This window comes from Streptomyces sp. YIM S03343, from assembly GCF_054729195.1.
Genome location: NZ_JBPUKX010000001.1, coordinates 4805610 through 4825449 on the forward strand (window position 1 = coordinate 4805610; position 19840 = coordinate 4825449).

Consider the following 19840-nt stretch of genomic DNA (forward strand, 5'->3'; position numbering starts at 1 on the left):
CACGGGAGGTCGCGTCCCATCTGCGGCGAAGCACCAGAGGCGCCCAGAGATTTCACATCTCCGGGCGCCTCTGGTGGACTGAACTCACCGCTTACGAAAGGGCCTTGTAGCCGCTCCAACCGCTGGCGATCTGCGTCCGCGGGCCGAACGAGCCCTTTCCGTCGCCGTTGTTGCGCCACACGTTGCCACCGGTGTCGCGGGAGACCAGGTCCGGTCTGCCGTCGTCCGTGATGTCGCCGACCCCGACGACCACGTTGTACGAGCCGCCCCAGTTCGAGAACACCTTGACGCGGGCTGCGAACGTGCCGTCGCCCTTGCCGTTGTAGCGGTAGACGGTGTCGGACGTGTCCTGGGCCAGGAGGTCGGCCTTGCCGTCGCCGCTGATGTCACCGGTGCCGACGATCTTCTTGTAGCCCTTCCAGTTGTCGTAGAGCTTCACGCGGGAGGCGAGCTTGCCGTCGCTCGTCCCCTTGTAGAGGTAGACCGCTCCGGTGGACGAGTTCCTCGCGATCAGGTCCGGGCGTCCGTCACCGCTCACGTCGCCGGGCGAGGTGAGCGCGTTGTACTGCGTCCAGCCGCTGGTCCCGAGGGTGGTGTACGACGTCGACGGCTTGACCGCCGCCCCGCAGCCCGGCTTGTACAGCCGCAGCGCGCCGCTGCTGTAGCGGACGAGGACGTCGTTGCAGCGGTCGCCGCTGAGGTCGCCGAAGGGGACCGCCATGACGGTCGTGGGCCAGCCGGTGCCCGTGTACTTGTCGCCGAACCTGCCCGTCCCCGTGCCGCTGTGGAAGGTCAGCCCGCCCGAGGAGTTCAGGGTGAGCAGGTCGCCGCGGCCGTCCGGGCCGTCGGGGCTGACGAAGTCGCGGCGCACCGCGGCTCCGTGCTCCAGGTAGCCCTCGCCGCTCGTCACCGTGTCCGGTGTGGCGGTGCCGAGGCCGGTCGCCTTCAGGGTCCAGGTGAAGTGACCGTTGGGGAAGTAACTCCCGCTCGCCGTCTTGCCGTTCCAGGTCGTCGTCACCCAGGCCGGGGTCGGGCCGCCGGTGAGGGTGCGGGTGGCCTTGCCGTTTGCGCCGCTCTGGACCGAGGTGAAGGTGAGCGACCAGGAGGTGACCGGGCGGGACAGTACCCAGGTGCCCTCGAAGGGCATCCCCGGGTCCACATAGCCGCCGACCGACGTCTCGAAGGCCGTCACGGCGGACGGGGCGATGCCCGTGGTGGTGACGTGGGTGCGCTCGTAGTCGTCGAACCAGGCGACCAGGCCGGTGTACTCGTCGACCGTCCAGCGGTAACGGCGGTCCACGGTCAGGCCCTTGTCGGCCAGGTCGGAGGCGATCGTGCGCGTGGTGCCGGTGGCCGCCTCGGTGAGGACGAGCGTGTGGGCGCCATGGTCGTGGCGGACGGTGAAGCCGTCGCCGAGCAGCACGTCACCGGGGGTGACCGCCCTCGACGTACCGGCCTTGGTGTCGTACACGCCCGCCGAGTCCGTCCCGCAGGCCCAGTACACCCAGCGTCCCGCCGCCTGGAGTTCGCTCGGCACGCAGGCCAGGCCCGGGACGGTCACCGTGGTGAGCGTTTTCGCCTGCGGGATGCTGTACGAGGTGAGCTTGCCGACGGTGCCGGCGCTCCACAGGGTGGAGCCGTTCAGGGCGGCGGTGCGCACGGACCGCTTCAGCTTCAGGCCCTGGCCGAACTCGCCCACGTACTGCGCCGGGTCGGTGCCGCCGGAGTCGAAGACGGCGTAGTCGTCGGAGACGTCGACGATCCGGCCGCCCTGGACGCCGAAGACCAGATCGCTGCCGCCCATTTCCACCAGCCGGTCATTGCGGAGGTAGACGTCCTCGGCGTCGAGATTCCCCCACAGCGCCGAGCATGTGGAGCCCTCGTACGGGCAGAGGGCGGCGGAGACCGAGCGGCTCGCCGTGGCCTCGGACGCCGTCAGCGTGGCGGAGCCGTCGGTGGTGAGGGTGCGCACGGACGTGGTGTCCGCGGTGGCGTTCGGGTCGTCCTCGGCGACACGCAGGCTGCCGCGGCTGAGCGCGATGCCCGTCTTGGCGTTCTCCATCGCCGGGGCCTGCTGGACCTTCACCACCTTCGGCGTGCCGTCCTCGGCCTGGCTCACCCGCCGCACCCACCAGTCGGCGGCGTCGGCGCCGCCGGTGACCAGCGCACTGCCGTCACCCGCCGCCAGCGTGTACTCACCGGCGTTCGCCAGCAGGGTCTGCTGCACAGAGGGATCGTCGACGTCGACCGCGAGCAGCCGGGAGCTGGGCGAGCTGGAGGACAGCGGCAGCAGCAGCCAGTCGCCGACCAGGACCGGCTCGCCGTCGAGCGTGCCCGGGTCGGTGGGCAGCGTGACGACCTGCTCGTCGGCGGTGAGGTCGGCACGGGACTTCAGATGCAGCGATGCGGTGTCGGCGTCGTACCAGCCGATGCGGTCCTCGCTCATCACCTGGTACGAGTCGTAGGTGGCGTCGGTGAACGCAAAGGTGTTCACGGCCGAGGCGACGTCGATGTAGCCGATCGTGCCGGAGCCGGCCGACCAGAGCACACCGGCGGAGTCCGCCGCGAGGACGTCCTCGCTCCCCACGCTCGTTTCGTCACCGGTGACCTGGCGGGTGCGCCACTCGCCGTCGACCTTGTCGATCAGGGAGTGGGTGGTGACGATCGTGTCGCCCGCGAGGGCCCGGTAGTAGCCCTGGCCGTACTGGAGGGAGCCGTTCCAACTCACCTTCTTGGAGGTGGCCGTGGCCGGATCCCACAGGGTGGCGTACGCGTCGTTGGCCGTGGTCGGCAGAGCGACCAGGTCGCTGTCCGAGCCGTACCAGGCTTTACGGCACTGGGAGCCGAGGTACGTGCAGCCGGTGCCCGGGGTGTAGACGCCGTCGGCGTTCTGGACGGTGACGGTCCTGCCGGTCGTGTAGTCGGTCCACAGCAGTCCTGTCCTGCCGGTCTGCCGGTGCAGGAAGCCGGTGTCGCCCGCGACGTACGGGCGGTCGGTGCGTGGTGTGGTGGAGCTGGGGTCGGCCAGCGTGATCGCGGTGGTGTCGGCCTCGGTCGCTTCCGCGGAGCCGCCGCCCTCCGTCAGGACGACGACGGACGCGGCCATGACGGCGATCGCGAGCGAGACGGCGGCGGCCGGACCGCCCCGTCTCAGGGCGTGTCTGCCCACGTGATGTTCCCTCCCCTACGAGGGTCCGTGCCCTCGCACAAGTGGCCGGATCTTACCCGACTCTTACCGGGGGTGGCAGCGGCGGCTGCGGGATGCTCGCGCAGCTGAGAGGGGGTGGGCAGGCCACCCCGATACCGGCAGGCGGCTGCGCGGTGGCCCGTCGCGGCTTCGAAGTGGCTTCGAAGTGGCTGTGTCAGCGGCTCCCTTTACGGTGTGCCCATGACTCCTGAGATGCGGGATCGGCTGAGTCCCTTCCGCGACAAGGCGATTGTGCGGGGCATACCGGCCGACGACGTAGAGCGATGGCTGGCCACCGCCCGCCCCTGCCTGACGCTGACGAGAAGCGGGGATGGGGATGGGGGCGGGGACGGGGATAGGGATGGCGACGGGGACGGGGCGGCCGTGGGCCGATTCGGTGGCCCGCTCCGGCTTCCGGCCGATGTCCCGGACCCCGCCCACCCCTTCGTCGCCTCCATCGACCTCGCGGCCCTGCCCGCCGACGCGACGGACCTGCCCCTGCCTCCCGACGGCCGGCTGCTGCTCTTCGCCTTCCCCGAGACCGCCGACGATCACGAGACCATGGGCAGCGTGGTGTACGTCCCCGCCGGCGCGGCCGTGGCCGAGCGGGACAAGCACGCCTGGAACTCCTCCGACTGCGATGACTACGAGGCGATGTTCGCGGAGTTCCCGCAGGGTCCGCTGCGGGCGACGGCCCATGTGTCGCTGCCCTGCCACAAGTCGGTCGTACAGCCCGGCATGCCGTGGGGCGGGCCGCATCCCGGGCATCCCCGCTCTGAGGAACTCGTCGAGGTCTGGGAGAGCACCCGTGCGGACATCGCCCCCGAGGGGCCGCTGCAGATCGGGGGATACGCCGACGAGGAGGCCATCGACACCGACCCGGTCGCCTGGGCCGTGCACAACGCGGTGAAAGCCGTGGAAGCAGGCTGGGGGGACGGACCGGTCTCGGGTGACGTCTCGGACTGGGTACTCCTGGCCGACTGGGTGGCCGGCATGGACGTGCAAGGCTGGGAGAGTGCCACCGTCCACTGGGTGATCCAGCGCGAGGACCTGGCCGCGCGGCGCTTCGACCGCGCGTTCACCAGCGTGTACTGGAACCCCTGACCAGTTCCTGGGGCGACCGGCCTCTGTTCCCAACGCCGGGGAGCGTCAGATCGTATGGACCCAGCAGTACCTTCCGTCGCTGGTGGTGCAGCCGGTTCGGTGCAGATCCGTCACACGAAACCGACAATCCAGGGGGCACACTCTGCCTGTTGCAATCCTCTGGAAAGGGATGTCCCAGACATGATCACGCTCACCAAGGAAGACGGCCCGGCGGACCTGGACGGAGTGACCCACCTGTCCATCGGCGTGTCCTGGGACCCCACGGCCGGCAGCAGTGGCGGGGTGCTGGGCAACTTCCGCCGCAAGCAGGGGACGGACCTCGACCTGATCGCCATAGTCATGCAGGGCGGCGACCCGGTGCGCCTCGCGGGCCTCGATTCGCTCGACCCTATGGGCAACGGCTCGTTGGTCCACAGCGGCGACAACCAGACCGGGCACGGGGACGGCGACGACGAGACGGTGACCGTGGAGTTCGCCAGGATTCCGCCGCACATCACGTCGATCGTGTTCGTCGCCGCCGCGTACAAGAAGGGCAGTTCCTTCCAGAAGGCGCGCAACATCAGCTTCAAGGTCTACGACGCGACCGGCGGCAGTTCCCAGCAGGTCGCCGACATCTGGCCCAGCCTGCTCACCCAGGACAACGCCTGCGCCGTGGCCAAGGCGATGCGGGTCGGCGGCAGTTGGAAGCTCGAAGTGATCAATGTGACGGGGAAGATCAAGCAGGGTGACGAGCATGCCCTGATGCGCTTCGCCATCAGCAAGTAGGGCGGCTGCGGGGCCGGTGCACGGCCGGTACACGGCCGGTTGAACCAGGTTGTCGGGGTGTCGGCGGTATGCCGACACCCCGTTCGTGCTGCAAGACGGCGGTGGCAGACGCTTCGGAGTCATCTGGACAACCAATAAGCCGCACTTGCTGGCAGAAACCTGTGCGCCATCCAATAGCATGTTCGAACTCGCGCCGACTACCGTCGTCGCTTTTCTCTTACTTAACCCATATCGGACAAATCGGCGAAACGGTTGATATCTAGAGCGTCGCGGGTGTTTTCGCGAATAAACGGCAGAGCGTCTTCGCCCGTCCGGCGCCAACGGCGAGCCATGTTGTGGGCCGCGGCGGGAGCGGCGGCTCTTGGAATCCTCGTCGCACTGGAGATCACCGCACGCCGCTACGGTCAACCGGGGCCGATCACCAACCAGGTGAGCGGGCTGATATTCGCCCCGAAGCCGGGACCGCTGTACGGCGGTCTGGCGTTGATGACGGTGGTCCTCACCTGGCGGCAGCGGTTCATCGCAGCTGGTGTCGCCATCGGCATCGACGTCGTTTTCGTGCTGGTGCGGTGGTCGGTCGATGCCAGGACGACCGACGGCCAGGTCTTCGGCAACGGCGCGTTGTGGGTGATGGTGGGCTGCGCGGTCATCGCCGTCACGCGCCGCACCGGCGCCGAACGCGCCCTGCTGCTGAAGGGCGTCGGTCTGGGCATGCTGCTGGTGGCCGGCCGTAAGACCGGCGACACCTGGCTGCTCATCACAGCGAAGACCCGGCCGGCGGTGCTCGACCAGTACGTGGCAACCGCCGATCACGCGCTGGGCAACCCGTCATGGCTGGTGGGCCGGATGGTCAACGCCACGGGCCCGATCGGCGCCCAGGTTCTTCACTTCGTCTACGGGCAGCTTCCGGTGGCCGCGGTCGTCGTCGCGCTGTACCAGCTGCGCAACGTGGCAGTCGAGCGCCGCTTCCCGCGCCATCATCTGGTGCGCACCTTCCTGGTGATCGGCCTCCTCGGGCCGGCCATCTACATGATCTTCCCGGTGGTCGGACCGGTCTTCGCCTACGGCCATGGCGCCTTCGGCACCGGCAGCGTGCACTGGGCGGTGGCCGATCTGTGGCCGGACATGCCGCCGCCGATCCGTACCCCGCACCCGATCTCGTACGACGACATCACCCCCCGGAACTGCATGCCCAGCCTGCACACGGCGTGGGCCACCGCGATCTTCATCCATACCCGCAGCGCACCACGGATGCTGCGGTTCGCGGGCACGTTCTGGCTGATCGCCACGCTCGGCGCGACGCTGGGATTCGGCTACCACTACGGTGCGGATCTCGTCGCCGGCGTGGTGTTCGCGGTCACGGTCGAGGCAGCGCTGCGCTCCCTCGACTGCGGCTGGGGCCGGTCGGGAATGCAGTTGGTCGTCTACGGCGCCACGGTCTTTGCCGCGCTCCTGCTGTCGTACCGCTACCTGCCGATGGAGATGGCCCGGCACCCTTGGGTGGCCGGGCCACTTCTCATCCTCGCCATGACCTCAGTGGTCTACGGCTACATACGGCTCACCAGACTGCGGGAACCGACGGCCGCACCGACACGGCAACCAGAACCGCGACTTGAACTGATCTGAGGCGTTTGGGGGGCTTCCCTCAATGAGGCGCTACATCACTTCGCGGCGACGTAGACGCCCGTGGCGCTGACGCCCGGGGTGGTCGAAACACCGGCGTAGCTGTAGCGCCAGTAGCCGCTGGAGCTCACGGTGGCCGTGGTCTTCAGGTTGCCGGTCGAGTCGGTGTACACCGTCTTGATCGTGGTGTACGTGGTCGTGCCGGCCTTGCGGAACTGGAGCTTGACCGGCTGGTTGGTGAAGCCGTGGTAGAGGTTGTCCTCCCAGTTGGCACGGGAGAGCTTGCCCGACGCCGTGAACGTCTTGCCCTTGTAGACGGACGTCGCACTCACGCTGGTCGTCAGCTTCGAGTTGCGCTGGACCAGGGTCGTGCCGAGGCCGCTCTGGTCCTTGTAGCCGACCTTGCTCATGTCGGCGGGGTTGGTCTGGCTCTGGCCGTTGAAGGCGATGGCATCGACGGCCACGCTCCAGCTGCCGGCCCAGGCATTCTTCAGGTCGCCGGACGGTTCGCCGAACGGGGCGCCGGACGGGTAGATGTTGATGTAGCCCGTGCAGGTGGCCGTCGTCGACGTGGTGGCGGTGCAGGTCGCCGGATTGTCGCCGTACAGCTCAGGCTCCGTGTCGCTGTAGGTGCCGTGGTAGAGGATGGCTTCTGTGGAGAAGTCGCTCGCGGCGATGTTCACGGTGGAGCCGTGCGTCAGCGTGTACGAGTACTTGACGCTGACCTCGTTGGTGGTGCCCACCTTGATCGCCTTGGCGATCGAGACGTTGGAGAAGCTCGCGTTCAGCGTGTACGGCGTGCCCGAGGTGGGCGCGGCCTGCGCGGCCGGGACTGCGAGGGCGGTGAGGGCCAGGGCGCCGGTGACGGCGGCCACAGTGGCACGAAAGCGCATGTGCGTTCCCCAGGAGGGAGAAGTGATCGTGGAGTCGGTCGACTCGGGTGATCAGATCCGTGACCCCGGGGACTGGTTGTACGGCAAGAGCGGTTTCCGGCCAGATTTTGAGTTGACATTGCCAAGTCATGGCGTGAGTGAGAAGAACCCACAGAAACGTACCGTGTGCCGGTGTCGGTGTCAGCGTGTGCTGCCTCCGCGCAGGACCTTGTCGACGCCGACCGCGACGATGACGAGGGTCCCGGTTGCGACGTCCTGGTAGAGGCTGTCGATACCCGCCTGGGTGAGGCCGGAGCGGAGCACGGTGACGATGAGCGTTCCGATGAGCGTTCCGGCGACGCCCCCTCGGCCGCCGAAGAGGCTGGTCCCGCCGATGACGACGGCGGTGATGCTCTCCAGATTCGCCGTCTGGTACGAGTTGGGGTCGGCGTTGGGGATGCGGCCGAGGGACTGCCAGGCGGCGATGCCGTAGAGGAGACCGGCGGTGACGAAGACCGACAGGACCGTGCGCTGCACGCTGATACCGGTCAGGCGGGCGGACTCGGGTGAGTTGCCGACTGCGTAGACGTGCCGGCCCCAGACCGTCTTGCTGAGCACGTACCAGAAGAGCGCGTACAGCCCCACGAGCAGGAACGTTCCCCAGGTGATGAGCACACTGCCGAGGTGTACGCCGTTCCCCCAGAAGACCAGCAGGTCGCTGGTCACCGGATAGCTGCGCGAGTCCGAGTAGAGCCTGCCCGCGGCATAGATGACGGTCAGAGCACCCAGGGTCACGATGAAGGACGGCAGGCCCAGCCGGGCCACGAGCAGCCCGTTGACGAGACCCAGGCAGGTCGCCACGATCAGGCCGAGCAGCAGCGCCGCCGCCGGGCTGCCCCCCTCGAACACGGGCTTGGCCATGACGAGCGTAGCGAGAACCGCGATGGCTCCGTTCGACAGATCGATGCCCGCGGTGAGGATGATCAGGGTCTGGCCCAGTGCCAGGGTGCCGATCACGATGGACTGCTGCAGCACCAGGGAGAGGTTCTCCGGCGTCATGAACGTGTCCGTCGTGAGCCAGAAGACCAGCACAGCGATGGCCAGGGCCGCGAGGGGGCCGGCAGGGGGTGTGCGCAGGGCGTACTGCAGCCCGTTCCACAGCGCGTTCCACAGCCGGTTCCACAGCGCGGTGCCCGGTTCGCCGTCGCCGTCGCCGACGCGACTGCGGGTGATGGGAGATCTCATGATCCCTTACTGATCCCTCCGCCCGGTAGGCGCCACAAGGTCACCCCCAGCAGTGCTGGAGCCCCCAGTCGGTGTTCCGGGACGCCAGTCCCCGCATCGGCTTGTCGGTGATGAGTGTCGTGCCCGTGTCCGTGAAGCCGGACGGTTTCTTCCCGCTCCTGACGAATCCGGTGACCGCGGCCACGCCCTGGTCGGCCATCCTGACCGGGAACTGCATGACGGTGGCCGCGTACTCGCCGGATCTGACAGCGCGGACGCCGTCGCATCCGCCGTCGATGGCGCCGATGCTCACCTGCCGGGTGAGGCCGCGGTCGGCGAGGGCCGTATAGGCACCGTTGGCCACCGGTTCGTTGATGGCGTAGAGCGAGTTCACGTCGGTGGTGCGCTGCAGCAGGTTCTCCGTCGCGGTCTGGGCGCGATTACGGTCGCCGTTGGTGATCGCCCGCCCGCGGATCGCCGGTGAGCCGTTCTTGATCCCGAAGCCGCTGAGGAAGCCGTCGTGCCGGAACTGGCTGACCGTGGAACCCGCCGTACCGTCGAGCATGAACAGCTTGGGGGCCTGCTTTCCGAGCACGGCCCTGATGTAGGCGCCCTGGAGGCGTCCGGCTTTGAAGTTGTCGGTCGCGTACGTGGCGTCCGCCGCGTTCACCGGTTCCGTCGCGGTGTCCAGCGCGATCACCAGGATGCCCTGCCGGCGGGCCTCGGCGATGGCGCCGAGGATCCCCGTCGTGTTCGACGGCGTGATCAGGATTCCCTGGACATGGCGGGCGATCAGGCTCTCCACCGCAGCGACCTGGCCCTCGTTGTCGCCGTCGAACTTGCCGGACAGGGCGATGAGCTCGGCGTTGTTCTTCTTCGCCGCGGACGCGGCGGCCTTGCGCATGGTCACGAAGTACGGATTGGTCTCGGTCTTGGTCACCAGGCCGATCGTGACCTTCCCCGTGCTGTTGCCGCCGCCCGTGGAGTTCTGATTCCCGCCGCAGGCGGCGGCGCCGAGCAGCAATGCGCCCGCAAGGAGGAGCGTCGCTCCTTGCCGGGGATGCCGGGGATGCCGGGGATGCAGGGGCTGCCGGGGCCGACTGCGCTCGTGGGCGGTGTGGCGGTGCGGCATCGGTGACCCTCCTCCCGCCGGGCCCAGCAACATGGAACCCCTTAGAACCCCTGGCTTATGCACCATATATCCAGATATTCGGATATTCAGTATCCGGATTGATCAAGGGTGTCGAATGGGGCCCTACATGTCTCTTCGGCCGCCCCATCCGATCTCCCGCATTGCACGCGTCCTGACTGAAGCGAAGGATGGGTTTTCAGGACGGACGCGGACGGACATGTATGGACATGGATGGATTGGGACAGGGAGAGTCCTGGTCCCGGGAAGGTCGCGTGGAGAAGGTGAGGTTCGCTTGACTGGGCCGCCCCTCCTCGCGCTGCACGGAGTCTCCAAGCGTTTCGGCGCCGTCCAGGCCCTCAAGGACGTCGACCTGGAGGTCCACAAGGGCGAGGTCGTCGCTCTTGTGGGTGACAACGGTGCCGGCAAGTCCACCCTCATCAAGGTCATCGCGGGTGTCGAATACGCCGACAAGGGCGTCACCGAGTGGGAGGGCCGGCCCGTCCAGATCAGGACCCCCCGGATGGCTCAGGGCCTGGGCATCGCGACCGTGCACCAGAACCTGGCGTTGTGCGACGACCTCGATGTCGCCGAGAACCTCTTTCTGGGGCGGGAGCGGCGATGCCCCGGCTCCCGGGGCCGCCTGTTCCGGTTGATGGACTACGGCGGCATGCGCAGGGAGGCGCGCGGGCAGCTCGACGCCATGGGCATCCGAGTCCCCGATGTGCGTGCTCCGGTCGCTTCACTGTCCGCAGGTCAGCGGCAGACCGTCGCGATCTGCCGGGCGCTCCTCGGCCACCCGAAGGCCGTCCTCCTGGACGAGCCCACCGCGGCGCTCGGCAGCCAACAGGCCGGCCACATTATCGACGTGGTCGAGGAGCTCCGCGAGCGGGGCGTCGGGGTGATCCTCGTCAGTCACAACCTGGGAGATGTCAAGGCCGTCGCGGACGAGGCGGCCGTGCTGCGGCTCGGCCGCAACAACGGCTTCTTCCATGTGCCGACCACCTCGCAGGAGCGGATCTCCTCCGCCATCGCCGGCGCCGAGAGAAACCCCTGACTTCGGCTGCCGCGGGACGAGGGTGCACAGGACGGCCGTCTGCACATGGGGCGCAGGTCCACGGGAGGCAGACGATCATTCGTACCAAAGACCGGGAAGCGGTCCACGCTTGGTCGTCGCGGGAACGCCAGGTATTGTCCTCCCCCGTTCGAGGTCGCCCCGGATGTGCAGATAGAGGGAGGGCGTCGGCAGGCCGACGGTCTGGATCCAGCCCTTGCCGTGCACGTGGCCGGCGGCTGTCAGCTCCGCGGCTTGGCCGTGGGGGGCCATGCTCTTCACGTAGCTCTGGCAGATCGTCTCGCCGCTGTCGGCGAACGCGTAGCGGGCGGCGTATGCGTAGCCCTCGTGAAGCCAGACATACAGCACGATCGGCTTGTCCAGGACGGCGCGGAACCACTCGGCGGCAAGCTCGGCGAGCCGTTCCGTGGAGCCCGTGGCATCAAGTGCCCAGGAACTGGGACGATCCGGGAGCAGATACAGCTGATTGTGCAGACGATCACCCCGGACGCGGTCACCGACGAGGTGCACGCCCAGGTCGATCAGGTGCCGGCGGGGCTCCGCGTGGTCGGACAGGCTGACATGAACGAGGAGCGCTTCCCAGTCGTCGGGGCGTCCGACCTGCCCGGACACATCAGCTTCCGCCGCCCAAGCCATGCACCGCCTGCTCAGTGCGGATACGAAGGCTCGCTCAGCGTCGTCGAACTCGAAGTCGTCGTCCGGATCATCGATCTCGCACCAAGCACGCGTTGTCATGGGACGGACTGTAGGGCGAGTGCAAGGGACACCCGGAGTTAGGCCACACGGCAACTCCGTAACTACGGATCCGGGTTGCTGTCAGGCGGTGTCGCGCGCACGGAAGAAGCGACGTACCGCTCGGAGGGTGAAGACCAACACCGTGGCCTGGAGGGTGAAGTTGAGCGCGTCGATGATCTCGACGACGGAGTAGGGAGCGTGCAACATGGCTGGCACGTTGGTGCCGATCATCCCCAGCCCCATGAGGAGGGGAAGCCATGCCCAGAGGAAACGCAGCCCCTGGTCGAGTCCCTCTCCCTTTCCCTCCCCCTTCCGAGTCCGAGTACGGTCCCACCACAGGCAGACGAGGCTTACGAGAATGAGCAGGCACCCCATCGCGACTACGGACCAGTCCATGAACCGCAGCATCACAGCTCCCTTGATCGGCAGGATCTTCCTCCTGCGGATGACGGACCGCAAGGGCTTGTGGGTTCGCTGAGGCGGATGCCCCCTGGGCGCGCACCATGTTTGTTCCCCTCGGCTGCTCACGGAAGTGGTACGGAGCACGCCCATCTGACCGGAGCTGTTGGCGATGCCAGCGCGGTCGCCGAGCTTCTGGCCCGGATGGCGCGGAACTCATCGAGGCCGAGGGCACCTGGTGATTTCTTTACCGAACAGCCATCACAAACTGACACCTCGTCGATAATCTCGCTTCGGAGATCCACAGCAGACATCCCGTTCCCGCACAGCGCACCGAGGACTCGCATGCTCAGATCCCTCTCCGTGGCCCACGCGAGTGGACGGCACCGCAAGACCAGAACTCCGAGTCCGTCGCTCCGCCGAGCCACCCTCGTCGCACTGAGCGCCCCCGTCGCCGGGTCGATCCTGGTCGGCCCGTCGGCGTTCGCCGTGGGCAAGCCCGCGGCCAAGGCCGCCGCACTCGATCCCGTAGAGCAGAAGATCGCAAAGAACCTCAACGGACGCGTTCAGGACAGTCGGCTGGGCAACACGCTCAGCGGTGTCGTCATCGACGCCGGGTCCGGCAAAACCGTCTGGGGTCACAGTGCGACCACCGCTCTGATGCCCGCCTCCAACACCAAACTCGCCACAGCCACCGCCGCGTTGACGGTCCTCGGCCCCGACCACCGGTTCACCACGAAGGTTGTCTACGGTGGCGGCACCCTCACCCTGGTCGGGGGAGGGGATCGCACGCTGACCACCGGCGACCTCGACGCGCTCGCCGAGACTGCGGCCGCGGGGCTGCGCAACGCGGGTCTCACCTCGGTGAAGGTCCAGGTCGACGACACCCTCTTCCCCACGCCCACGCTCGCCACAGGCTGGAACACCGGCTACTACCCGGACACCATTGCCCCGGTGCGGGCCTTGGTGGTGGACGGCCGCATGGTCACGGACACCGCACTGGACGCCGGACGATCCTTCGCGCAGTCCCTCACCCAGCAGGGCGTCACCGTCACCGGGCAGGTCACCCGCGGCGCCGCCGACACCGGAAACGTTCCCGTGGCCCAGCATCAGTCCGACCGGCTGTCCGTCATCGTGAAGCACATGCTCAAGGTGAGTGACAACGACATCGCCGAGACACTGCTGAGGATGACCGCGCTCGCCTCCGGCCGCCCGGCCACCTTCGAGGGCGGCACTGCGGCCGTACGTACGGTGCTCACCCGCTACGGCGTGTCCCTGGACCACTTCGTGATCCACGACGGCAGCGGCCTCTCGCGGGCCAACCGCATCCCGGCGCGGACCCTCGCCGCCATCCTCGATGTCGCCGCCGACCCGCGCCACAGCAGCACCCTGAAGTACGTCGTGGACGGACTGCCCGTGGCGGGTGAGGCGGGCGGCACCCTCGGGCCCGAATGGGGCCGCTTCGACACCGCGCACTCGCAGTGTGCCGTCGGCAAGGTCAAGGCCAAGACAGGCACCCTCACCGGCGCCCTCGGGCTCAGCGGACTGACGAAGGCCAAGGACGGCCGCTGGAAGGTCTTCTCCTTCGTCGAGAACGGCTCCACAGCCGCCCCGGACGCCACCAAGGACGCCCTCGACGGCCTGGCCGCCACGGTCAACGGCTGCTGGGCGTAGGGCAGGAACACGACGGCCGACACAGGCCGGGCCCGCACCCGGTGCCGGCCGAGCCACAGCACCGCCGCGCCGATGAGGGCGAAGAGCGTGAGGCCGTAGGAGAGGTAGCAGGTCAGGCCGAACAGCAGCCCGGGTCCCCCGGCCGCCGGCAGGGAACCCCTGGTGCTGGTGACCGCGAGCGCCAGCAGCGCCACCGACCACGCCGCCACGGCCGTGAAGTACGCGTCCGCCGAGGTGCCCATCCACACCGCCGCCGGGGCCAGTACCAGGAACGGGGCCGTCCGTCGCGCCATCCCCTCGTCCCCGAGGGCGCGGCTCGGGCTGGGGCGGTGGGGACGATGTGCACGCTGATCCCCGACGCGTCCGGGTACAGGTGGAAGGACAGCCAGTGCTCCGGTGGGCGCAGGACGGTGAAGGACGCGGGCCGGCGGCTGAGCACCGCGGCCCGGTAGCGGTCCTCCGCGACCGGGTTGTCGAGCCACGGAAGCACCTCCCAGGGCCGGGCGCCCAGCAGGCCCGGGGTGGTGGCGCCCAGCAGGTCCGAGGCGGCGCTGGTGACGAAGCTGGTGACGAAGGTGATCCGGCCCTCCGGGTCGAGCGAGCAGCAGCCGCTGGGCAGCCGCTCGGCGAAGTCGACCGCGGCCTGCGCTTCGGCCGGCCCTGCGGCGCGGTTCTGTGCTGCGGGCAGTATGCGTGGCTCGGGTCCCGGCAGCACGGCGTGCCCGCTGCGCGCGGCCTGCTGCAGGACCAGGCCCATGCGGTGGCAGATGCCGGTCATCGCCTCCCGCTCTTGTGAGCTGAGCACGGACGGATGCGTGCTGGGCCAGTGCAGCACCAGGCCGCCCCACACCCTCGGGCCGGTGACGATCGGTGCGGCGGCCATGGCGAAGGGGTGGGCACGACGAGCGCCAGCTGCGGATAGCGGCGTGCCAGCTCCTCCTGGCTGCCGATCCACACCAGCTCTCCTGCGCGCACGGCGTCGCTCACGGGGGTCGCCGTCGCCAGCGCCACGCGTACCCAGGGCGAGGCGATCCGATGCGAGACTCCGCTCAGCACCGCGAGCTGGAGCCCCTGCGCGTCCGCCGACAGGAGGTAGACCGCACTGGCGTAGGCACCGGTCTCCTGTGCGTACCCGCGCACGACGGGCTCCAGGAGTTCAGGGCCGAAGCCTGAGGAGGCGCCGATGGTCGCGTCGGACATGCTTCACCTCCAGGTACGGGCGCCCACTGGTGGTCTCCGTACCCGCCCGACACGGCGGCACGACGCAAGCTCCCGGCGGACGCCAGGGCAAGGAGCCGGTGCCCTGCTGCTGCGCCGCGGTCCGTACGCGGGCGAGCAAGCCCCGTCCCGGCCGCCACTCGGCCGCATGCCGCTCCCCCCGGGCGGTCTGCCGGTGTGTCGCACCGCGGTACCGGCGGCCACGACTGGTCGATTCCGCTGGCACCATGCCGCATCCACCACATCGAGCGTTGCCTATATATGGACAATACGTTCATGCTGGTGCGGCGGCACCGGTTGCCGGGTGCACCGGTTGCCGGGTGCACTGGTTGCCGGGTGGAGCCTCCCTCGGCAGTCACTCCTTGCCATCCGTGCCGCGTTCGTGCCTGTTCAGCCCTGACGAGGAGGATTCCGGTCGGCTGCTGCCATCTCCTTCCTCGCCTGCACCCGGTCAAAGCACCAGTCGACGGCCGTCCCGGCCGTTATGGCCCAAACGGTGGCGTGCCTCCTTCCGCCTCCGCTGTCGCGGCTCCGAGGCACCCGGTCTCGGCGAGCGCCAGCATCCGTGCGGCGGTCAGCGCGTTCTCGGGGTCGGCTGCGGCGGCCAACAGCCGTGCCGCAGTTCCGGCGGGCTCATCGGGCGGGACGACCAGGAGCACCCAGCGTCCCACGGTGCCGCAGTCCAGGGTGATGACGTGCGCCTCGCTTCCCTGGCCGGCCGGCTCCACGGCGATCACGCGGCCGGGTGCCATGACCGTGCGCGGCGCGTCGGGCCATTCGGCGGGGTCCATGGTGACCCGTACCGCAGCGCCCGGGTCTGGCTCCAACGTGCCGATGAGTGACGGAAGTTCCAGTTCCAGCGCGTCGCAGTGCGGCCACCACGCCCCGTCCAACGGGCCATGGCTGACGTCCGGGGCGACGGTCAGGCGGGGGAGGGGCATAGCGTACGTGTGCGCGTCGGCCGTGGCCTCGCCTTCGGCCGGCATTCCGCTGTGTTCCATCGTGCGGTCCGTTCCGGGAGCCGCGGGACGACTGCCCGTTTCGTCACTCGCCGGGAACGGCACCGCCGGTCGCGCTGCGCGAAAGCTCTCGGTGCGGCCAGGCTACCCTTCGTAGACGGAAGCGGGCGGATCAGTCGTCCGACTGCGCGTTCCCCGTCTGCTCCCGTTCCTCCTCCTGCTCCCGCTCCCGCTCCTGCTCCCGTTCCTCCTCCTGCCCCCGCTCCTCCTCCTTCTCTTCCTCCTGCTTCTCCATCAGGCGGATGCCCTCGTGAGTCAGTGAGACGGCGGCAGGTGTCCGGTGCGAGGTCCAGTCCACGTTGATCAGTCCCTCGTCGGCCAGGTAGGCGCACGCGGCGGAGAGGTCCTCGTCGGGCAGGTCCAGCTCGGCGCGGAGTTCCGATCCGCTGACCTCGGGGCGGTTGTGCTCGACGACCCGGTACAGGGATCGCAGGACCGCCTTCCGGTTGTTCTTGCGTTCGCGGAGTTTCGTCATGACTGTCGTTCTCCGAGGTGCTGACGGCCGCGCGGCGACGGATGCGTGGGGACGGGCCGCGACGGCGGATCCCCTTGGCCGTGCGGCACCGGGTCACACCTCATCGGCGTGTGCCTGAGCCTGTTCTTCAGAGTCGCTGGTCGAGAGCCAGGACCGTGCGGGTTCCGCGGTGTGGGCGGTGTCGAGGGTGAGATGGAGCCGGGTGCCTTCGCCCCGACCGGCGGGGTAGCTGCGCTGCTCGGTCGAGGCGAAGCAGCGGCGGAGTACTTCGGCCACCTTCCGGGCGACCTCCGGGGTCGCGGCGATGATGCGGACCTCCGCGTGGCTTCCGGAGGGTTGATGCTCCATGCGGACCTCCTGGTGGGCGACGGCCGAGCATCACTGACCCGGTCGCTGCCCGGGACGCCGGGCGACGGCGGCTGGGCACCGGCGTGCTTCCACGGCACCCTCCTCTGCAGGGTATGCCGGACATGCGCGGACATGCGTGTTCCAGGTCGGCCCACGGTCCGCCCGGAGTACGGTGGAAGTACTGAGGGCACGCCGTGCACCGGCTTCGGCACCGGTGCCGTTCTCGGCGATCGACGACACCGGGGCGGCCTTCGTCAGCGCCCGGAGCAGGGCTCGTCCGATGACCACGCACATGTTCCTTCCCTCGGCTCCGGTCCTTCCCTCGGCTCCGGTCCCCTCGGCTCCGGTCCTCCCCTCGTCCCGGCCCGCACCGGGCAGGCCGGGTAGACCGAGGCGGGAGCAAGGACCCTCACCTCGCCAGGGAGTACGTCTCTTTCCTTTGACGCGCCGCCAGGTCGAGGACCGCTCACATGAGCTGGGAGACCTGTACGCGGAGACCTCCGGTGGCGGTCCCTGGGAGTGGAACCAGGCGCGTGCAACCTTTCTGCGCCATCTGGCGGCCGACGCGCGACGGCCGGGATTCTCACTGCTGATTGCGGAGGCCACCGCCCTGACCGGGTGCGCCTACGGCTTCCCCGCGGGCGGCACGGGACCGTGGTGGGCGGGATTCGACGGACACGTCCGCGGGAGTCTGCTCGGCCTCGTCGGTTCCGGGCGGCTCTTCGTCGTCTCCGGGATCGTCGTCCCACCCCGTGTGCGACGGGAGTACCAGGACTGTGCCTGGAACCTCGCCCGGCGCCTCCAGCGGCGGCTGCTCGCCGATCATGGTGCCGCACTCGGCGTCATGCTGGTGGACTCGCGGGACGAGAGGGACGTGGAGGCGTTGCGGTCCTGGGGGTGGCGGAGCGTCGCAGACGACATCCTGACCGGCTTGCCGCCCGGCCCGTTGCGCGTCCTGGTGCTGGCTCCGGGGATGTGAAGCGTCCTCGTCGTCGAGCACGGTCTGACACCGGTCAGGGCATGGGCAAGCGCAGAGCGAGCCGGGCGATGTCGTCGGTGCTGCCGGGGACATCCGTGCGGACAAGTGGTCGCTCAGGGGTTCGTGGGCGAGGCGAGGGAGAGGGCACGGCGGCGCAGTCAGCTCGGCCCGGTGTCCAGATCGCTGCCGGGAACCCCGATCAGGCCGTCGGTCCGGGGCAGGAGCGTGGACCCTGGCGGCAGGGGGCTGGTGTTGCCCGCGGTGGCGGGAAAGAGACGTTGGACGGCCGCGACGACGGCGGCACGCCGGGCCGTCGGCGAAGGGTCGCGAATACGGTCGGCCGCTGCGTCCAGGAGATCGAGCTGGCCGGCCCAGGCCATGGCGATCTGGTTGACGAAGACGAGGATGTCGATGGGCTCCCAGGCGGGGTCCAGGTGGCCGGCTTCCTGAGCCTTGCGGAGCTGCCCGACCTTCCGGCGGACGGTTTCCTGGGTGGCGGCGTCGGCGTCGTCGCCGGCAAGTTCCAGTCGGCCCCAGCTCATAAGCCGGAAGCGGTCGGGGTGGCGGATGAAGTAGTCGTGCACCCGCCCGGCGTATTCGGGCAGGTCGGTGGGGTCCAGGCGAGTCGCCTCGGCCACCGCGGCCATCTCCTGTTCGGCGACGAATCCGTAGAGGGCTTCCTTGCTGCGGAAGTACGCGTAGAGGCGTTCCGAGCTGGTCTTCGCGGCCTTCGCGATGCGTGTGATCCGTGCGCCGGCGATCCCGTACCGGGCGAACTCGGCCCGGGCCGCGATGACGATGCGGTCACGGGTCGAGTCTGCGCTGGTCGAAGGGGCCATGTCGTAAGACTACCTAACCAAAGAGGATTGTTTGGCAAAGGTCACCCGCGAGGCGTACGGTCAAAGCAAACATTTTGGTTTGACCTGAGGAGTGCGTCATGCAGCACCGAACACTCGGCGGCCAGGGTCTTGAGGTCGCGGCGATCGGTTACGGCTCGATGGGCCTGACGATGGCCTACGGTCCCGGCGACGAGCAGGAGGGCGTCGCCGCCATCCGGCGCGCCCACGACCTGGGCGTCACCTTTTTCGACACCGCCGAGCTCTACGGCTGGGGCACCGGCTCCAACGAGATCCTGGTCGGCAAGGCGGTCAAGGACTTCCGCGACGAGGTGATCCTTGCCACCAAGTTCGGCTTCGACCTGTCCAACCTGTCCGAGGGGTTCGGCCTGGACAGCCGCCCCGACAACATCCGCAAGGTCACCGACAACAGCTTGCGTTACCTCGGCACCGACCACATCGACGTCCTCTACCAGCACCGCGTCGACCCGGACGTGCCCATCGAGGACGTCGCCGGCACCGTCAAGGAACTCATCGACGCGGGCAAGGTGAAGTACTTCGGCCTGAGCGAGGCCGGCCCGGAGACCATCCGTCGCGCGCACGCGGTGCAGCCGGTTTCCGTCCTGCAGACCGAGTACTCCCTGTTCGAGCGGGACGTCGAGCAGCTCTTCCCTGTCCTCGACGAACTCGGCATCGGCTTCGTCGCCTACTCCCCGCTGGGCCGCGGCTTCATCACCGGCACCGCCAAGCCCGCCGGAGAATACGACGCCACGGACATGCGCAACTCCGACCCGCGCTGGGCTCCGGGCAACTTCGAGAAGAACATCGAGGCCGTCGACCGCCTCGCCGACCTCGCCGCGGCCAAGGGCGTCACCGTCTCCCAACTGGCCCTGGCCTGGCTGCTCACGCGCGGTGAGCACGTCGTGCCCATCCCCGGCACGCGCAGCCCCCGGCGCATCGAGGAGAACGCCGGTGCCGCCGACATCACCCTGACCGAGGCCGACCTGGCCGCCATCGACGAGATCCTGCCCCACGGCGGCTTCGGCGCCCGCTATGCCGAGGGGCACGTGCCCACCTGGATCTGACCGCCGCTCCGGATCGTCGCTGCCCTTGATACGGAACCGGATGGTGTCGCCGGTCGGGTCGGCGCTCGGACCATTGGGGCTTGCCTCGGCGAT

Annotated in this window: 18 protein-coding genes and 2 pseudogenes; 7 read left to right on the forward strand and 13 right to left on the reverse strand. The window is 68.9% G+C overall.

Annotated elements, in window-relative coordinates; translation table 11 throughout:
• Nucleotides 1-91: 91 nt before the first annotated feature.
• Entirely contained in the window at nucleotides 92-3169 is a 3078-nt protein-coding gene (locus ACSYGN_RS20735) for an FG-GAP repeat domain-containing protein (protein ID WP_460397775.1), read from the reverse strand.
• Nucleotides 3170-3571: 402 nt separating this feature from the next.
• Between ACSYGN_RS20735 and ACSYGN_RS20740 the strand changes: the two genes are divergently transcribed.
• The 3 genes from ACSYGN_RS20740 (at nucleotide 3572) to ACSYGN_RS20750 (ending at nucleotide 6682) form a co-directional block, all read left to right on the forward strand.
• A complete protein-coding gene (locus ACSYGN_RS20740; protein WP_460397777.1) occupies nucleotides 3572-4291 on the forward strand; it encodes a DUF1963 domain-containing protein in 720 nt (239 codons plus the stop codon).
• Nucleotides 4292-4471: 180 nt separating this feature from the next.
• The gene (locus tag ACSYGN_RS20745) at nucleotides 4472-5056 is read left to right on the forward strand and encodes a TerD family protein (RefSeq protein WP_460397779.1); all 585 of its coding nucleotides are present in this window, start codon (nucleotides 4472-4474) and stop codon (nucleotides 5054-5056) included.
• A 330-nt stretch (nucleotides 5057-5386) separates the two neighbouring features.
• A complete protein-coding gene (locus ACSYGN_RS20750) occupies nucleotides 5387-6682 on the forward strand; it encodes a phosphatase PAP2 family protein (protein WP_460397781.1) in 1296 nt (431 codons plus the stop codon).
• 35 nt (nucleotides 6683-6717) lie between these two features.
• On the opposite strand, the gene ACSYGN_RS20755 is transcribed toward ACSYGN_RS20750, so the two are convergent.
• The 3 genes from ACSYGN_RS20755 to ACSYGN_RS20765 form a co-directional block, all read right to left on the reverse strand.
• Nucleotides 6718-7572 (reverse strand): hypothetical protein, encoded by an 855-nt coding sequence (locus ACSYGN_RS20755; protein ID WP_460397782.1) that lies wholly within the window; start codon nucleotides 7570-7572, stop codon nucleotides 6718-6720.
• A 180-nt stretch (nucleotides 7573-7752) separates the two neighbouring features.
• A complete protein-coding gene (locus tag ACSYGN_RS20760; RefSeq protein ID WP_460397784.1) occupies nucleotides 7753-8796 on the reverse strand; it encodes an ABC transporter permease in 1044 nt (347 codons plus the stop codon).
• 40 nt (nucleotides 8797-8836) lie between these two features.
• Nucleotides 8837-9907, reverse strand: a complete 1071-nt coding sequence (locus ACSYGN_RS20765) for a substrate-binding domain-containing protein (RefSeq protein WP_460397786.1) — start codon at nucleotides 9905-9907, stop codon at nucleotides 8837-8839.
• A 292-nt stretch (nucleotides 9908-10199) separates the two neighbouring features.
• On the opposite strand from ACSYGN_RS20765, the gene ACSYGN_RS20770 reads away from it, so the two are divergent.
• Nucleotides 10200-10961, forward strand: coding sequence for an ATP-binding cassette domain-containing protein (locus ACSYGN_RS20770; RefSeq protein ID WP_460397788.1), 762 nt, complete (start codon nucleotides 10200-10202; stop codon nucleotides 10959-10961).
• Between the two features lie 75 nt (nucleotides 10962-11036).
• On the opposite strand, the gene ACSYGN_RS20775 is transcribed toward ACSYGN_RS20770, so the two are convergent.
• Both ACSYGN_RS20775 and ACSYGN_RS20780 read right to left on the reverse strand, forming a co-directional pair.
• Nucleotides 11037-11714 (reverse strand): hypothetical protein, encoded by a 678-nt coding sequence (locus tag ACSYGN_RS20775; RefSeq protein WP_460397790.1) that lies wholly within the window; start codon nucleotides 11712-11714, stop codon nucleotides 11037-11039.
• An 81-nt stretch (nucleotides 11715-11795) separates the two neighbouring features.
• Nucleotides 11796-11921: a hypothetical protein gene (locus ACSYGN_RS20780; protein ID WP_460397792.1), complete on the reverse strand. Its 126-nt coding sequence runs from the start codon at nucleotides 11919-11921 to the stop codon at nucleotides 11796-11798.
• 537 nt (nucleotides 11922-12458) lie between these two features.
• Here ACSYGN_RS20780 and dacB point away from each other — a divergent pair.
• Complete coding sequence (dacB, locus tag ACSYGN_RS20785; protein ID WP_460397794.1) at nucleotides 12459-13787, forward strand: D-alanyl-D-alanine carboxypeptidase/D-alanyl-D-alanine endopeptidase; 1329 nt, start codon at nucleotides 12459-12461, stop codon at nucleotides 13785-13787.
• A 2-nt stretch (nucleotides 13788-13789) separates the two neighbouring features.
• Here the strand turns inward: dacB and ACSYGN_RS20790 are convergent.
• From ACSYGN_RS20790 to ACSYGN_RS20815, 6 genes and pseudogenes are all read right to left on the reverse strand, one after another.
• Nucleotides 13790-14101 (reverse strand): annotated as a pseudogene (locus ACSYGN_RS20790) (hypothetical protein); the annotation flags it as partial.
• 95 nt (nucleotides 14102-14196) lie between these two features.
• Nucleotides 14197-14670 (reverse strand): annotated as a pseudogene (locus tag ACSYGN_RS20795) (PAS sensor protein); the annotation flags it as partial.
• Complete coding sequence (locus ACSYGN_RS20800; RefSeq protein ID WP_460397796.1) at nucleotides 14562-14987, reverse strand: hypothetical protein; 426 nt, start codon at nucleotides 14985-14987, stop codon at nucleotides 14562-14564. The gene ACSYGN_RS20800 and the pseudogene ACSYGN_RS20795, both read right to left, overlap by 109 nt.
• A 500-nt stretch (nucleotides 14988-15487) precedes the next feature.
• Entirely contained in the window at nucleotides 15488-16006 is a 519-nt protein-coding gene (locus tag ACSYGN_RS20805; protein WP_460397798.1) for a DUF5994 family protein, read from the reverse strand.
• Between the two features lie 130 nt (nucleotides 16007-16136).
• The gene (locus tag ACSYGN_RS20810) at nucleotides 16137-16499 is read right to left on the reverse strand and encodes a hypothetical protein (RefSeq protein WP_460397800.1); all 363 of its coding nucleotides are present in this window, start codon (nucleotides 16497-16499) and stop codon (nucleotides 16137-16139) included.
• A gap of 93 nt (nucleotides 16500-16592) precedes the next feature.
• Nucleotides 16593-16847, reverse strand: coding sequence for a hypothetical protein (locus ACSYGN_RS20815; RefSeq protein WP_460397802.1), 255 nt, complete (start codon nucleotides 16845-16847; stop codon nucleotides 16593-16595).
• 439 nt (nucleotides 16848-17286) lie between these two features.
• Here ACSYGN_RS20815 and ACSYGN_RS20820 point away from each other — a divergent pair, with 439 nt between their 5' ends.
• Nucleotides 17287-17826, forward strand: a complete 540-nt coding sequence (locus ACSYGN_RS20820) for a hypothetical protein (RefSeq protein WP_460397804.1) — start codon at nucleotides 17287-17289, stop codon at nucleotides 17824-17826.
• 158 nt (nucleotides 17827-17984) lie between these two features.
• Here ACSYGN_RS20820 and ACSYGN_RS20825 read toward each other — a convergent pair whose 3' ends face one another.
• Nucleotides 17985-18665 carry a TetR family transcriptional regulator gene (locus tag ACSYGN_RS20825; RefSeq protein WP_460397806.1) on the reverse strand — a complete coding sequence of 227 codons (681 nt, stop codon included), beginning with the start codon at nucleotides 18663-18665 and terminating at the stop codon, nucleotides 17985-17987.
• A gap of 98 nt (nucleotides 18666-18763) precedes the next feature.
• On the opposite strand from ACSYGN_RS20825, the gene ACSYGN_RS20830 reads away from it, so the two are divergent.
• Nucleotides 18764-19747, forward strand: coding sequence for an aldo/keto reductase (locus ACSYGN_RS20830; RefSeq protein ID WP_460397808.1), 984 nt, complete (start codon nucleotides 18764-18766; stop codon nucleotides 19745-19747).
• Nucleotides 19748-19840: the final 93 nt, after the last annotated feature.